The organism is Kiloniella litopenaei (assembly GCF_000982415.1).
Classification (GTDB): Bacteria; Pseudomonadota; Alphaproteobacteria; order Kiloniellales; family Kiloniellaceae; genus Kiloniella; species Kiloniella litopenaei.
This window is the reverse complement of the sequence record NZ_LANI01000002.1, coordinates 452,111-467,928: the sequence shown is the minus strand read 5'-3', so window position 1 is coordinate 467,928 and position 15,818 is coordinate 452,111. Positions and strand designations below refer to the sequence as shown.

General features: G+C 46.8%; 13 protein-coding genes. 6 read left to right on the top strand and 7 right to left on the bottom strand.

Going from position 1 to position 15,818, the window contains the following annotated elements; genetic code table 11:
- On the bottom strand, nucleotides 1-1,809 hold the full coding sequence (sppA, locus tag WH95_RS03720) for a signal peptide peptidase SppA (RefSeq protein ID WP_046502996.1): 1,809 nt from the start codon (nucleotides 1,807-1,809) through the stop codon (nucleotides 1-3).
- A gap of 256 nt (nucleotides 1,810-2,065) precedes the next feature.
- Here sppA and rlmD point away from each other — a divergent pair, with 256 nt between their 5' ends.
- Together rlmD and hemH are read left to right on the top strand one after the other, a co-directional pair.
- Complete coding sequence (gene rlmD / locus WH95_RS03715) at nucleotides 2,066-3,400, top strand: 23S rRNA (uracil(1939)-C(5))-methyltransferase RlmD (RefSeq protein ID WP_046502993.1); 1,335 nt, start codon at nucleotides 2,066-2,068, stop codon at nucleotides 3,398-3,400.
- A gap of 181 nt (nucleotides 3,401-3,581) precedes the next feature.
- Nucleotides 3,582-4,613, top strand: a complete 1,032-nt coding sequence (hemH, locus tag WH95_RS03710) for a ferrochelatase (RefSeq protein WP_082113972.1) — start codon at nucleotides 3,582-3,584, stop codon at nucleotides 4,611-4,613.
- Nucleotides 4,614-4,621: 8 nt separating this feature from the next.
- Here hemH and WH95_RS03705 read toward each other — a convergent pair whose 3' ends face one another.
- The 3 genes from WH95_RS03705 to fabI form a co-directional block, all read right to left on the bottom strand.
- Entirely contained in the window at nucleotides 4,622-6,976 is a 2,355-nt protein-coding gene (locus tag WH95_RS03705; RefSeq protein ID WP_052741766.1) for a spermidine synthase, read from the bottom strand.
- 126 nt (nucleotides 6,977-7,102) lie between these two features.
- Nucleotides 7,103-8,185: a chorismate synthase gene (aroC, locus tag WH95_RS03700; RefSeq protein ID WP_046502988.1), complete on the bottom strand. Its 1,083-nt coding sequence runs from the start codon at nucleotides 8,183-8,185 to the stop codon at nucleotides 7,103-7,105.
- 90 nt (nucleotides 8,186-8,275) lie between these two features.
- Nucleotides 8,276-9,115 (bottom strand): enoyl-ACP reductase FabI, encoded by an 840-nt coding sequence (fabI, locus tag WH95_RS03695; RefSeq protein ID WP_046502986.1) that lies wholly within the window; start codon nucleotides 9,113-9,115, stop codon nucleotides 8,276-8,278.
- A gap of 185 nt (nucleotides 9,116-9,300) precedes the next feature.
- Between fabI and WH95_RS03690 the strand changes: the two genes are divergently transcribed.
- Both WH95_RS03690 and WH95_RS03685 read left to right on the top strand, forming a co-directional pair.
- Entirely contained in the window at nucleotides 9,301-10,557 is a 1,257-nt protein-coding gene (locus tag WH95_RS03690) for a YihY family inner membrane protein (RefSeq protein ID WP_052741765.1), read from the top strand.
- A 25-nt stretch (nucleotides 10,558-10,582) separates the two neighbouring features.
- Complete coding sequence (locus WH95_RS03685) at nucleotides 10,583-11,578, top strand: questin oxidase family protein (RefSeq protein WP_046502984.1); 996 nt, start codon at nucleotides 10,583-10,585, stop codon at nucleotides 11,576-11,578.
- 57 nt (nucleotides 11,579-11,635) lie between these two features.
- Here the strand turns inward: WH95_RS03685 and WH95_RS03680 are convergent, their stop codons facing one another.
- From WH95_RS03680 to WH95_RS03670, 3 genes are all read right to left on the bottom strand, one after another.
- Entirely contained in the window at nucleotides 11,636-11,959 is a 324-nt protein-coding gene (locus WH95_RS03680; protein ID WP_046502981.1) for a hypothetical protein, read from the bottom strand.
- Between the two features lie 138 nt (nucleotides 11,960-12,097).
- Nucleotides 12,098-13,054: a DnaJ C-terminal domain-containing protein gene (locus WH95_RS03675; RefSeq protein WP_046502978.1), complete on the bottom strand. Its 957-nt coding sequence runs from the start codon at nucleotides 13,052-13,054 to the stop codon at nucleotides 12,098-12,100.
- Between the two features lie 297 nt (nucleotides 13,055-13,351).
- The gene (locus WH95_RS03670; protein ID WP_046502975.1) at nucleotides 13,352-13,819 is read right to left on the bottom strand and encodes an RT0821/Lpp0805 family surface protein; all 468 of its coding nucleotides are present in this window, start codon (nucleotides 13,817-13,819) and stop codon (nucleotides 13,352-13,354) included.
- Between the two features lie 316 nt (nucleotides 13,820-14,135).
- Between WH95_RS03670 and pdxH the strand changes: the two genes are divergently transcribed.
- On the top strand, nucleotides 14,136-14,741 hold the full coding sequence (gene pdxH, locus WH95_RS03665; RefSeq protein ID WP_046502970.1) for a pyridoxamine 5'-phosphate oxidase: 606 nt from the start codon (nucleotides 14,136-14,138) through the stop codon (nucleotides 14,739-14,741).
- A 37-nt stretch (nucleotides 14,742-14,778) separates the two neighbouring features.
- A complete protein-coding gene (locus tag WH95_RS03660; protein WP_157845879.1) occupies nucleotides 14,779-15,804 on the top strand; it encodes a cation diffusion facilitator family transporter in 1,026 nt (341 codons plus the stop codon).
- Nucleotides 15,805-15,818 lie beyond the last annotated feature (14 nt).

Here is a 15,818-nt window from a genome sequence, read left to right as displayed (position 1 = left end):
CTATTGCTGGCCGATAGGTTTTACACGGGAATTCAAAACATTAGCCTTGGGGTTCTGAACAGCCTGTTCAAAAGGTTTCAGAATAGGGGCTGTTATTTTGATCAGTGCACCTAGTGATTGGAGAGCAGCTGGATCGGTTAAGATCATTTGCCCCCCCATTGCGCTTTCCAACAGTTCTTCAAGTGGATCTTTGGGTTCGGGGAAATAGACAAGCTGGTGATCTGTATCTGCGTCGATCATTGCAGCTTCGCGCGCGACCTGGATGGCTTCTCTGAAACCACCAAGTTGATCAATCAGGCCGTTCTCTTTCGCCTGTGCCCCACTCCAGATTTGTCCCTTGGCAATTGTGTGGATCTCTTGTGGGCTTTTACCGCGACCTTCGCCTACTTTAACGGTGAAGTCTTCGTAAATACGGTCTAAGGAACCTTGTAATCTAGTCCAACCTTCATCTGAGAAAGCTTTGTTTGCACTGTAGAGATCAGCATTTTCCCCTGCTTTTACACCGTCCCATTTGATCCCGACTTTATTCCACAAATCTGTAAGAACCATTTTACCACCGGCAACGCCGATTGACCCGGTTATTGTCACTGGATTGGCAAGGATTTTGTGGGCTGGGGCCGATACAAAATATCCGCCAGATGCTGCAACATCGCCCATAGAGATAATAACGGGTTTGCCAACCTCTTTGGCCCGGACCACTTCTCGCCACATAACATCTGATGCGACATAGGATCCCCCGGGGCTATCGACACGCAGAACAATAGCCTCGATAGAATCATCATCAATTGCATCCGAAATTGCCTGGGCAATTGTATCTGACCCCATGGTTATGCCCCCACCGAAGAAGGGATCACCACGGCTTTGCCCCAGATGAATTTCGCCAATGCCATAAATGACCGCAATTCTGGATGCTGTTTCAGAAACTTCGGGCGTCGTGCTCATGGCATAGTCAGCCAAATGTACGAATTCACGATCTCCTGTGAGGGCTTCATCCGAAATCTCGTCCCAATAACCAACACGGTCAACCAAATCAGCATCAATCGCTTCGACAGCGCTAAGGGGGGATCTATCCATTAAACTGCCAATTTCACCTGGTTTCTCTCGGCTAATAGAAATCTCTTTTTCGATTTCGCCAAAAATTGAATCCAGAACGCCTTGTGTGTTTCTTTTAACTGGTGCTGGCATATGATCGTCCGTGAACATATTCATGACACCTTTGTATTCATAACGCTGGCTGAACTGAGGCAGGATACCCAGTTCGTCCAAAACAGGACGCAAGTAGGGGCTTTCCATACTGAAACCGGAAATATCAAGATCACCGGATGGCTGTACCCATACATTCTCTGCGGCGCTGGCAAGGTAATAGTGCAGCGTGCCATGCCCTGTTTCGCCATAGGTTTCAGCAAAAGAGGCCGTCCACTTTCCTGTCTTGGCAAAGGCGCGGATCGCTTTTCTGAGTTCTTGTGCCTGAGCCAGTTGAAGTGGTCCTTGTCCTGCCTTTATCAATAGGCCTTTTACCCGGTTGTCATCTTGCGCGCGATAAAGGGCATCGATGGCATCATGCAAGGGTAACCCAGGTTGAAACGAGCTGCTGAAATAAGATGCTTTTGTTGGTCCCTCGAAAAGACCTTCGGCAAGATCTATTGTTAGAATTATTTCCTGTGGCAAGCTTTGGTTATCGACGGTTTTGCCTACTTCTTCGACGTTGCTCAGGGTTACACCAATTAAGACGCCGATAAGAATGACAAGTAGGCCTAGGGCTGCAAATAGCCCGACGATACCTTTAAAGATAAACTTAAAAAAAGACATGAATTCAAAACCTGAAATTTATTTGGCAACAGCTGCGCACAAGGATGATAGGCCAAAGGCGTTTTTGCAAGTGCCGGATATCCTGAGGGCTGGAATTTAGTGGAAGTTTCATAAAAATGTTGGGCAAATATCAGGGATGACTTGGCTAAAAGGTAATGCGGAAGATTGCGGCTTTTAAAAAAGCTGTTAGATTGGCGGAAAATCACCCCGCTAATTAATAGCCGGGGGTAAACCATAAAGTCAGGTGTCAGGAATAATGAGACGTAAGGCACGCCGTGGTGGCGGGAAGCAAATAGAGATCCAGATTGATACTCTGGGGGCGCGTGGTGACGGTGTTGCCGACTACGAAGGACGTCCTGTGTATGTGCCTATGACAATGCCGGGGGACAAACTTCGGGTAAAGTTAGTGGGCGAACGCTCGGGCGGGTTTAAAGCTGATATCCTGGAACTACAAGAACTGGGCGCAAATCATGTTGAACCACCTTGTGAGCATTTTGGCCCATGTGGAGGATGTAATGTTCAGCATGTCGCGTCTGACTTTTACCGAAAATGGAAAAGGGATGCGGTTGTTCAGGCGCTGACCCGTAAGGGCTTTAGTGGCGGTGAAGTCGCGGATCTTGTTCAGATTGACGCCGGTACCAGACGACGTGCTGTTTTTGCTGCTGCAGCACGGGGCAAGAAAATTGATCTTGGGTTTCATGAACGTGAAAGCCACAAGGTGGTTAATGTTGTTGACTGCAAGTTGCTGACTTCTGAGCTCAATCAATTGGTTGAACCTTTGCGAGAGCTGCTCAAAGTGTTGTTAGGGCCGGAACAGGCAAAAGCAGATGTCACGGTTATTGGCTCGTCTGCTGGTCCGGATATTTTGATAGTGACAGATGCCAAGTTGGTTCTTGAAGGTCGCGAAGCAATCACGGCATTTGCTGACAAACATTCAGTCGCCCGTTTTGCATGGAGCCGTCCGAAACAGGAACCGGAACCTGTTGCCATCAGAGATAATCCCTATCAGAAATTCGGCGATGTTCAGGTGCTGCCGCCCGAAGGTGCGTTCTTGCAACCTAGCCAGGAAGGGCAAGATGCACTGACAGATTTGGTGTTAGGCTATTTGCCAGAAGAACTGGAAACTGTTGCAGATCTGTTTTCTGGCTGTGGAACATTTACCTTTCCGCTTTCCAAGCGTGCACAGGTCCATGCTGTAGAAGGTGACGAACGGGCTATTACAGCATTGACGTCAGCTTCACGCCGAAACGATACTCTTCACCGGATTACATCTGACTGTCGGGACCTTGTAAAGGACCCTGTAACAGCTGATGAATTGCAAGGGGGGGATTGCGTGGTATTGGATCCGCCAAGAACAGGGGCGAAAGAACAATGTTCCGAATTGGCGCAATCAGATATCAAAACCATTATCTATGTTTCCTGTAATCCCAATACCTTTGCCCGTGATGCCAGAATTCTGGTCGAAGGGGGCTATACCCTTAAAGAAGTGACCCCAGTGGATCAGTTCATCTGGAGCGGTCATCTTGAAGTGGTTGGTTGTTTTGAACTTGATGATTTTATGGATGATGAAAATGATGAACAGGACTTGTAGAGATAAACCCTTTTCCTAAATAACATATATAGTTTTGTATGAGGCATTATGGCGTAATTGCCAAAAGTAACAAATACACGCTTTGCTGGTCAGTCATTTACTTATATGGTTTCTTGAACTCCATATTAGTCTGTATGCCCAGCTGAGTTTCTTCTATAATTATATGGCCTTTGATAGTTTTATGACCTTGCAATTTACCCCCGAAGATCATCCGAAAATACCAAATGAAAAAGTCGGCGTGTTATTAATGAATTTGGGAACGCCCGATGGTACAGACTATTGGTCTATGCGCCGTTACCTTAGTGAATTTCTAAGTGATCCCCGGGTGATAGAGGCTCCGAAATGGCTCTGGCAGATAATCCTGCAGGGTATTATTCTGACGACGCGGCCAAGCAAGAGTGGCGAGGCCTATAAAGAAATATGGAACAAGGAAAAAGATGAATCCCCTCTGCGTACAATCACGCGGGAACAGGCAACCAAGCTACAAAAGGCACTGGCAAAGGATTACCCAAATGTCGTTGTTGATTGGGGATGGCGTTATGGTAATCCGGCTGTGAAAGAGCGAATAGAAGAGCTACAGAAACAAGGGTGTAACCGTATTCTTCTGTTTGCGCTGTATCCACAGTATTCTGCCACAACAACGGCAACGGCCTATGACAAGTGTTTCGATGCCTTGAAGACCATGAGATGGCAGCCAGCTGTTCGGTGCGTACCAGCATACCATGATGCCCCGGTTTATATTGACGCACTTGCTAAATCGGTAAGGGAAGGCATCGCCGAACTGTCATGGGAACCGGATGTAACTATAGCGTCTTTTCACGGTCTGCCTGTTGAATATCATGAAAAAGGTGATCCTTATTACTGTCATTGCGCCAAGACCACACGTTTGCTACGCGAGAAATTGGGGTGGTCCGAAGATAAATTGAAACTATGTTTTCAGTCACTTTTTGGACCAAAAGAATGGCTAAAACCTTATACGCAGCCAACCGTAGAAGAAATGGCCCGTAATGGGGTGAAAAATTTGGTTATTCTAACGCCTGGGTTCTCGGTCGATTGTGTGGAAACCTTGGAAGAGATCGATATTGGTGTGCGCGAAGCCTTCTTGGAAAACGGGGGCGAAAACTTCGCTTTTATTCCCTGTTTGAACGATAGCGATGCGGGCATGGACGTGATTAAAGAAATTACGCTTCGTGAACTCCAGGGATGGGTCTAGCCCTGATGTTATTTAAGGGCAGAAAGAACGTTGGAATAGTCATCTGTCCAGGGGCTGTCGGTTTCTTCGAATGAAAGTTCTCTCCATCCACTGATCTCTTTATCAACAGTGTTATTTGTTATTGGAATAAGGTCATCCAGGATTTTGGTGTTCTGGGCCAAGGCCACCCATGTTGCGGAATAACGAAAGGGATGTTCCGCAATGTCACTTTCTTGTCGTGTGTAGTGATACATGCGTGAGGTCAGTCCAGATGCTTTTGCCGTCGCGGCGACGATATGTTCCAGATCAAAATACCGATTGGAAATATGCAAAACAACGATGCCGTTTTCCTTCACTTTGTTCTTGTAGAGATCAAATGCCTCTTTTGTCATCAAATGAAGGGGAATGGCATCTGAGGAGAAGGCATCGGCAATAAGCAGGTCATAAGTCCCATCGGGAATGTTTTGTAAGGAGAGACGCGCATCACCAATGATGATCTCTGCTTGATCAGCACATTCTTGCATATAGGTAAAAAGTTTTGGATCTCTGGCCATGGTTTCAATCAAGGGATCAATTTCAAAGAACGTCCAGTTCTGTTCGGCTTGTCTATAACAGATAGCTGTGCCAGCACCCAAACCGATTGCTCCAACTGATCTGATTTTTTTATCTTTAGCCTCATAAGATTCAAATAGTTTTCCGAGCCCAGATTCCTGATGATAATAGCTTTGTGGTTCCAGTGATCCCAAGACCTGAATGCCATGTATTGTTGTACCGTGTTTGGCAACATGTGCGATTTTGTTTGATGAAGGAGCGGCAGCTTTGCCCGAACTCATTTCTTTTACGGCATAAACACCAAAAAAACTTCGTTCTTGGAAAAGCACATCTTTATGGGATCCAAGAATATAAGGTACAATAAATAATCCAGTTGTAACGATTAAGGCAAGGCGCAGAGGGCGCCCGACCCCTTCAAGCATTAGCAAAAAGAACATCGTGAGTGCTACGATTGAGATTAGCTTTGTACTTATGGTTTCTGTTCCCACCTGCAGGGCGATGAGCAGCAACCCGATGAGACACAGGGAAAAGATTATATCTGCTCGATAGCTTTGTGCTTTCGGTCCTATTCTGCTTTTAATTATGGCAACAAGTGTTGTTGCTTTGGTGGGCATCAAAAGGGCGGCAATAACCAATAAGATGATGTATTCGTATATATCAGAAAAGGTTATTGGGGCGATAAGTCCAATGAAAATACCCCCTAAAACGCCCCCAAAAGACATCGCAATATAAAAGTTTGTTAAGTGCTTTGCTGGGGGGCGTTTCGATGCCAAAAGCCCGTGAAAATAAAGGGCGAGCACGAAAAAACAAAATAAATTCCCAAAGGTAAAGAAAAGTAGGGTGTTTGCGTGAGTAACTGAAGTATTAAAAAAAACAATTAAGATCAGGCAATAAGGCGCAAACTTTTCTATGAAACGATGGGGAATTATCGGACGTCTGGAGAAGACAATAACAAATGTCAGCAAGTAAAGAATTAACGGAAAAACCCAGAGCAATGGTGTTGAAAGCAAATCGGTCGTAATTTTATTGGTAACACTGAGCAAAAGGGCCGATGGAACAAAAGCCAGAACTATCCATTTCGCGTAATATTTAAAATCTGGAGAAGTGGGCGTTGGGACGAGCTGTTCGTCTTGTTGGTCTTTTTGCCTTTTGTTATTTTCCTGCGTCGCGGCCTCTATATTTTTTCTGTTGGGCCGCAGTGCTATACCGCAAGTGAAGATCAAAAATAACAGTACAATAAAACCAAAAGACCAAAGCCAGGTTTGCGTTTTTAAGCCAAATTGAATTTCGATGAAAAGTGGGTAGGCAACTAAAGCTGTAATACTGCCTACATTGCTTGCTGCATAGAGAAAATAGGGATCATGAGCTTCAGTGTCGCCAGAGGAACGAAACCAATCCTGTAAAAGGGGGGCATTCGCAGAAATAATGAAAAAGGGAAGACCAATAGCCAGCGAAAAGAGGCTTAACAGCCATAAGGATGGCCATTCTTCTGAGGGCAGTTCGTATCCAGAAGGAATAGAGATTGGTAGAAATAGCAAGGCTGCGATCATCAAGGCCAGATGAATAATCAGCTGTTTTTTAAGTTCAAAAGTTGCGGACAAGAAATGTGCATAGAGATAGCCCGCCAACAACATTGTTTGGAAAAATATCATCGCAGTGTTCCAAACAGCTGGGGCACCGCCGAGTAAAGGCAGCACAAGTTTGGTGAACATTGGCTGAATTAAGAATAATAGAAAGGCACTGGTACAAAGCGTTAGAATGAACAGGTAGCGGACAGTAACGCTGTTCGTTGCATTCGTTGTTATTTCTATGTCGTTACGCGTGCTCTGCATCGTGATCAAAATACCCCTGTTATCCGATATCGGATAATATTGATCACAAGTTAAAACAGCTTTAATTCATTGTTGCGAAACAGATTAAAGTTGGTTGAATACGGTAAGGTACTATTTTTTGTCGTGCTATTTGTTTTGGGCTTTATGGCGTAGCCAGTGATCGGCAAGTGTCAAGGCCATCATTGCTTCCCCAACCGGAACCCCGCGAATACCGACACAGGGATCATGGCGTCCTTTGGTAAAGATATCTGTTTCTTCACCATCAGTTGTGACCGTTTTGCGCGGCGTCAGGATCGAGCTGGTTGGTTTTATGGCAAAACGAACGACAACATCCTGACCCGTTGATATCCCGCCGAGTATGCCGCCAGCATGATTGGTGGTGAAATGTGGTTTGCCATCGACCATGCGAATTTCATCAGCATTTTCTTCGCCGCTATAGGCCGCCGTTTCAAAACCGTCGCCAATTTCAACGCCTTTGACCGCGTTGATTGACATCATGGCCTTTGCCAGATCTGAATCAAGCTTGTCATAGACAGGATCACCCAATCCAACAGGAACATTGGATGCAACAACCTCAATGACCGCACCTAACGAAGAGCCTGCTTTTCTGGCGGAATCCAGATAGGTTTCCCATTCTTTTGCAGCTACAGGATCGGGACACCAGAAAGGATTGTTGGACACTTCGTTCCAGTCCCAACGCGCGCGATCAATTTTATGAGGACCCATTTGAACCAGTGCGCCACGTATCTGCACGCCGCCATCTATCTGTGTGTTCAGAACTTTACGGGCGATTGCACCGGCCGCAACGCGCATGGCTGTTTCACGGGCAGAGGAACGTCCTCCCCCACGATAATCGCGGATACCGTATTTTTCCCAGTAGGTGAAATCGGCATGGCCGGGGCGGAATTTTTTGACAATATCGCCATAGTCTTTTGAGCGCTGATCTGTGTTCTCGATAATCAGGCCGATTGGCGTACCCGTTGTTTTTCCTTCGAAAACACCGGAAACGATTTTGACGCTATCGGGTTCTTTCCGCTGTGTTGTAAAGCGGTTCTGGCCGGGTTTGCGCGCATCCAGATATACCTGAATTTCTTCTTCGGTTATATCTATGAGCGGCGGTGTTCCATCAACAACACAACCAATCGACGGGCCATGACTTTCGCCCCAAGTTGTAAAACGGAAAATTTCACCAAAAGTATTACCGGCCATGATGCTCTCGCAGCGTTAGATCGTTTGAATTAAAAAGGGAGCGGCAGCTCAGCCGCGCTCCCCCATAATATATTGCGTTTTAGCAGAGGTTTAAGATTGCGGGTTAAAATTACTCAGCAATTCAGAAAGCTCTTTGGCTTTGTCCACATTCATCATACCGACAACGTGATAGCCGGAATCAACATGGTGAATTTCACCTGTAACACCGCCAGACATGTCGGACAACAGATATAGGCCTGCGCCACCGACCTGTTCAATACTAACATTGCGTTGCATCGGAGAGTTCAGTTCATTCCATTTCAGGATGTGGCGGAAATCACCAATACCGGAAGCGGCAAGTGTCTTGATCGGGCCAGCAGAGATGGCATTCACACGGATGTTATCCGGGCCAAGATCATCAGCCAGATAGCGCACAGATGCTTCAAGTGCTGCTTTGGCAACACCCATTACATTATAGTGTGGCATAACCTGTTCGGCACCATAGTAGGTCAAGGTGACCATGCTACCGCCATCTGTCATCAATGGCGCAGCGTGCTGAGCAATTGAGGTGAAGGAGTAACAGGAAATGTCCATACTCTGTAGGAAGTTTTCACGGCTTGTATTGAGATACTTGCCTTTGAGTTCTTCTTTATCGGCATAGGCAATCGCATGGATCAGGAAATCCAGCTTGCCCCATTTTTCTTCAATTTCTTTAAAAACAGCTTTGACACTGGCGTCATCGGTAACGTCACACTGTAGAAGAATATCTGAGTTAACTGATTCTGCGAGCGGCGCTACACGCTTTTTCAAGGCATCGCCCTGATAGGTGAAAGCCAGTTCAGCGCCTTGATCAGCAACCGCCTTGGCGATCCCCCAGGCGATAGAGCGGTCATTGGCAACGCCCATTACTAGGCCGCGTTTACCAGCCATCAACGGTTGTGGGTTGGACATCGGGTTCCTCACTGTGAGATTGTCCTGAAAAATAAAAGTGCAGCATCCTACTACATTGCCGGGATTGGTCAAAGATTTGGCGACATGTAGAATACTTTTTCTGACTTTTAGCTGGGAATTTCCCTTTCTGCCAGCGATAGTTAACAAGAAATGTCAAAATGGTTGAATTTTGAGGGCAACTTTAGATGGTAGATTCGAAAAACCAGCGCCTATTAATCTTCTTGCGCGGGATATTAGAGAAAGAGAATCTGAATAAGCTGGTTTTATTCCTGGGCTATATCTTTAGACGTTTTGCGAAAGACAAGGGCACGCGTGTTGCTGCCTCTTTGAGTTACTCTTCTCTTTTGGCGATTGTGCCGATGATGACAATTGCATTGGCTTTGCTCTCTGCCTTTCCAGGTTTTGAGGATTCCAGGGGCGAGTTACAGGCGTCACTTCTAAATAACCTTCTGCCATCAGCAGAGTTAGAAATCAGTGAACAGCTAAATGCCTTTGTTGATAATGCAAAGAATATGACCACAATTGGTGTACTGGCGCTTGCTGTGACGGCGATTATGCTGCTGTATACCATCTCCAATTCTTTCAACAGTATTTGGCGGGTTCAGGAACGTCGCCCGATTTTCAATTTGATTTTAGTTTACTGGGCGCTTTTGACATTGGGGCCATTGATGTTGGGGGCGTCTTTAACGGTGTCCAGTTATGGTTTTGCGATTGCAGAATTGGCAGACCAATCTGGCCGGACCAGTTCAATAGTTACGTTGCTTGCGCCAATCTTTCTTGGCTGTACCGCCTTTACAGTTTTGTTTCTGGTGGTACCCAATCGACCGGTTCTGTTCTCTCACGCATTGATAGGCGGTATTGTCTCAACAACGTTGTTCGAGTTACTCAAGCGTGGCTTTGGACTTTACTTGCAATATTTTCCTTCCTATCAGGCAATTTACGGCGCCTTGGCGACGATCCCTATTTTTCTGATCTGGATGTATCTCTCTTGGGTGGTTGTTCTTTTGGGGGCCGAAATTACGGCGGCGTTACCCGAAAGACGGGCTGTCTTGCGAAAGGACATAAAGCGCGAGGGGATGGGAGATCGATTGTCGTTGGCCATTGCCTTGTTGCAGAAGCTCGAAGGGGCGGGGCGCGTTGGCGCAACCTTGAAAGAGACGGTTATGATGCGGGGCCTTCCAGCAGATTTACAGGCTACGGCAGAGGTTTTGGCCGACTTGAAAGACATGCGTATCGCAGAACGAACAGGCCGTGGACGCTGGGTGCTTTGCCGTGACTTGGAAACGGTGAGCTTGGGGGATCTGCTTCAGGAAATGGACATGAATTATGATCCCAAGCGCAACTGGCCAGATGGCGTCAGGGACGTACTTGATATTCTCGAAGAAAATCCGAAAGACATTCGGGATAAAAGCCTGAAGGAAATTCTGCAAAAAGCAGAGTAGATGTATTTAATATGGAAACCGTACAATGACGAAACCTCACGCTGAAGTTTATGCGCCTGAGTATGGCCCCTCGCATTTTTCCAATCATAGCCCCATGGCTTTACTTGCACTGAAAAGACTGGGCGGTGGTGAGCAGCAGTTGCACAGTTTCAAATCAGAATCTCTAAAAAATCTTGAGCGTAACCCTTCTGAACAAACCATTGCGGAGATTAAAGAGGATAATTTTGAAGCGTTGCTTGGAAAACGTCAGAATTATCTTGGCTATTTGGCTTATTTCAAAGAACACATCGTGATCGGGAAAGATTTGCCAAAGTTGGATGTTCTTGTCACGGGGGTATCTGCGAGCGCTTTTCATGCGCTTATTCGTACTGCGTATGGTCTTGATGCGCAGGATATTTCCGAGATCGCAGCGGGGCTGGCCTATTGGGCTGATTCCCATCTGGTTGTTGTAGCTGAGGATAAAACCAGTGTTTCGTCTTCCAGAGATACAATCGCGGCATTGGGTGACGAAATCTTGCAAAACAAACTGGATGGCGAGTTGGAACAACTGCCCAGCAATGAAGCAATATTTGGGCAGATGGGGATCACCGCCGGGGATGAACTGCGACAGTCCTACATTCAACGGGCCGTTAATGTAACAGACCCATTTCTCGATGAATTGAGGCAACTCAGTTTAAAACTATTTCTGCATAGTAATAATTTCACGGCACTGCATACTGTTACGGCTTCGCATGCCGCAAGACTTGTATTGCCGTATATTCGTGATCAGGAAACATTTATCAGACAGTTTAATGCAGGGGTAACGGCGGCGGTTCTGACAATTCCGAATAATGATTTCACTATTCCTACATCTGCTGGCCAGTATAAGATCTTGACTGTAGAGGAGTTGCAAAAACGCGGTGCCTCTGCAACGGATAGCCATGACATCAAGTTTGTTTATAGCTGTCTTGAAGAATATCACCATTACCGCGATACACGGTATCTTGAAGCTGCTTCGCTTTGGCTTTCGCGAAAAAGCTAAGGCGCTTCCATAGAAGCGCCTTTGAGAGAAGAGTATCCGGGAAAGCAAGATACGGGGCTATAGCCCTTGATTACGAATAATGTCTTCCAGATCCTGCCGTGCATCGGCGGGGAGTTCCTGAATGGCAGAGGCCAGTGCACCCAGCAATTTACGCAGGTTATAAACCTGATCCATACTGCGGAGAATAACGGGCATGGACTCATAGTTGGCACCGATCTCGTGGATAAGCTCGCGCAAGAGCTTTACCCGTGCTTCGTCATCATCAGTGAAAATAAGTGTGCCGTCTTCCTGGGTTGGCATGACCCAGTTGCTCTCGATCCAGTTGGATAGTTCTGAACCGCTGACGTCCTGATCAATGACGATTTCATCAAAGGTTTTCATACTTGTTGGGTCCTTTATCCAAAGCTGCGCCCTCATATACAAAGATGGGCAACCTTGTCTTGCTGGTCTGTTAATCTCAGCGGCACTATTTAGGCGGTACACGCTTTAAATGCAAGGGATGTATCGGGTCAGCTTGGGTTAGTCAAAAATACCTGTGTCCTTGCGCGGGTCATAGTCTTTTGACTTGGACCAGTTGCGCAAGAAATCTCGCAGTTCTTTGTCTGTTTCATTGGGCAGCGTAACCAATAGACGAATGAGTTGGTCGCCACGATTGTGTCCTTTGATGTCATCTACACCTTTGCCCTTTAACCGCAGGGTTGTGCCCGTGTTTGAATCTGCGGGAACCTTAACCTTTACTTTTCCTGTGACAGTTGGAACGGTAAGGGTGGTTCCTTCGACAGCTTCCATAAGGGTAATGGGCACGTCCAGATGAACATCATAGCCCTTGCGTGTGAACATCGGGTGAGCTTCGATCTTTACTTCGACAAGGGCGTCACCATTTGGTGCGCCACCTTTGCCGGGCAAGCCTTGATTTTTCAGGCGTAAAACCTGTTTGTTATCAGTCCCGGGGGGGATGGTTACATTCAGTGTTTTCCCATCGGCAAGATTTATGCGTTTTTTTGCGCCAGCAGCAGCTTCGACAAAGTTGACGGTACATTCGTACTTTACATCGCTGCCTTTACGTTTTGGCACACCGCCTCTGGCACCACCTGCACCGCGGGGGCCTTGTCTCCGACCGCCGAAAAGGTCAGAAAAGATATCGCCGATATCCATTTCCTGACCAAAGTCAAAACCACCGCCGCCGCCATGGCCTGCGGCTCCGCTGCGTGGACGACCTTGATGCGTATAGCCGGAATGAAACGGGTTTGTCTGTTGTCCTGTCGCATCAATTTCGCCCCGGTCATATTGTTGTTTCTTCTTGGCATCGCCAAGTATGCCATATGCCTGAGATACCTCTTTAAACTTTTGCTCAATAGCCTTGTCATCCGGATTTAAGTCGGGATGGTATTTTTTGGCGAGCTTACGGTATGCAGATTTAATTTCCGCATCAGAAGCGGTCCTGCTGGTGCCGAGGATTTGATAGAGGTCTTTCATTGTCGTGGGTGAAACCATTCAAATGTTGTAAAGGGAATACATAAGCCGTGTTATACACGTTTGTGCCAAGTTAATGTAATAAATTAAACATAAGTTTAAAAGGGGGAACGAAATCTCTTTTAATCCTGTGTGTCTGACCCTGATGTAACGAAGCTTTATTGATATAGGCTATAGGATAAAGTCGCTTCTTCGGCCCCAGAATAGAAAAAGCCCCGCCCCAAATAGAAAAAGCCCCGCATAGAGCGGGGCTGGCTTTTGATGAGCAGGGCTTTAGATCAAAAACAAAATTAAGAAGGTTTACTGGATTTCCCAGGAACCGTCTTCCTGACGACAGGCCGTACCGTATGCTTCTTCGGTTTTGCCGCCAATAACCACAGTCTGCTGGTACTCGCGACAGTATTTTCCTTCGGAAGAGGTTCCGTCGCGGACAGGGGTCACTGTGCCTGAATTCCCTGAATCAGGGTTATTCCATGCGATTGTTTGTCCAACCGGAGCTGTTTGAGCACGGTTATAAGCTGTATCGGCTTTGCGCTTGTCTTCTTCGTCCATGTAGCGACCGACTTCACTACCCAGAAAACCACCAACGACTGCACCAGCTGCGGCTGCGACGATTTGGCCAGAACCTTTACCAAATTGTGCACCCAGCAGGCCCCCGGCGATGGCACCGCCAAGACCGCCGACGGTTTGTTTTACGCCACGGTCATTTGAACATGCTGTCGTCGACAAGGCTATCAATAGGGCCGCTATACTTGCTTTGACTTTCATCGTCTTGCTCTCTTGTAGTTATCTGTCTGCATTATGAGTGAAGAACCATAACTTGTTCTTTCACACACAGATGCTTAAGTTTCAATATATCAGATAAAAGGTAATTGAGGCACTATTATGGCTCCAAAATCTTTTCTGTGACATATCTGTGTTTATGCGCGTTTGTCGAGCTGAATTATTTGTTCTGATGAATTGCCTAAGCCATCTGTTTCACAAAGATGTCGCACTTGAGAATGTTGTGACTTTCACTTTGTTCTGATAAAGCATTCTTGTACTGTTCTTACTTATAGCTCCTTGCTAAAAGGCTGTTTTTATTATGATCCGCGATAATACTCCTTCTGATCCCTATGATGTTTTTGATGCCTGGTTAAAAGAGGCAGAGGAAAAAGAGCTCAATGATCCCACGGCGATGAGTTTGTCCACGGTAGACGCAAGCGGGATGCCTTCGTCGCGGATGGTTTTGCTCAAAGACTGGGACCAACAGGGATTTGTGTTTTATACAAACTATGAAAGCCGAAAAGGAGAGCAGTTACTTGCACATCCCAAGGCTGCCCTGATGTTCCACTGGAAATCTGTGCGTCGGTCTGTTCGGATCGAAGGGCTTGTGGAACAGGTAACACCGGAAGAAGCCGATGAATATTTTGCCAGCCGCCCCAAACAAAGCCAGATCGGGGCCTGGGCGAGTGATCAGTCTCGCCCTCTGGAGGGGCGTTTTGAACTGGAAAAACGCGTAGCAAAATACGCGGCTAAATATGGTCTTGGCAAAGTTCCTCGCCCTCCACACTGGTCGGGGTTTCGGGTGTGTCCTCTTCGTATTGAGTTTTGGCAGGATGGCCCTTTTCGATTACATGATCGCTTGGTCTATTCGACGGACGATGCAAAACAAAGTGGGCAATGGAATACCGAACGACTTTTCCCTTAATAACTTTTCCCTAATAAAGGCAGAGTGAACCCATTCCATGGTCGATAACGCCGAAAAGCTATGCCCTCAAAAACACAGGCCTCAAAAACACAGGCAACGAACTGCACAGCTAATGCAGCGCGCTGGCTATGCGGCTGTTACCGCTGCTTTAATCTTGATTGCGGCAAAGCTATCGGCTTGGGCCTACACAGGTTCTGTATCGGTTTTAACAACGTTGGTTGATTCACTTCTGGATGCCGGGGCTTCGCTTTTAAATCTTTTGGCGATCCGGCACGCCCTGACCCCGGCGGATAACGAGCACCGCTTTGGGCATGGTAAAGCCGAGGGATTGGCCGCCCTGGCTCAGGCTGCCTTTATTGCCGGATCGGCCATTTTCCTTATCTTGCAAGCTGGGGAAAGATTTTCTAATCAACATCTTGTTGAGAACAGTAGCGTTGGTGTTGGGGTCATGATTTTCTCTATCCTGACCACTTTTGCCCTGACCAGATATCAACACTATGTAGTTAAGGAAACAGGGTCCGTCGCCATTCAGGCTGATGCTTTGCACTATGTTGGCGATATGATCGTTAATGGTGTTGTGATTCTGGCCTTGGTTTTGGGGTATTACTTTGATCTTCCGTGGATTGATCCAGTTTTTGCCCTGGCAATTTCCCTATATATTCTTACCTATGCGTGGGGTGTTTTGAAAAAGGCGCTGGATATGTTGATGGACCGAGAACTGGATGATGACGAGCGCACAAGGATCAAAGGCCTGATACTTGCCCATGAAGAGGTTTTGGGCGTGCACGACATCAGAACGCGTATATCCGGGCCCGATCTTTTTATTCAGTTCCACATGGAACTGGATGGTGCCATCAGTCTGGCGCAATCCTATGATATAGCTGAAGAAGTGGATCGGGAAATTTGTCAGATCTATCCGCATGCAGAGATCATTGTTTTGCAGGAACCATACGGGATAGAGGTTCAGAAGAAGATGTTGAAGAATAAGGAAAGTGCTTCTTCTGCCACAGCTATTCCTAATAAAGAGGCTACATCGGGCGATGAGACGGCAAATGCTGGGTGAAGGAAAATGGACGT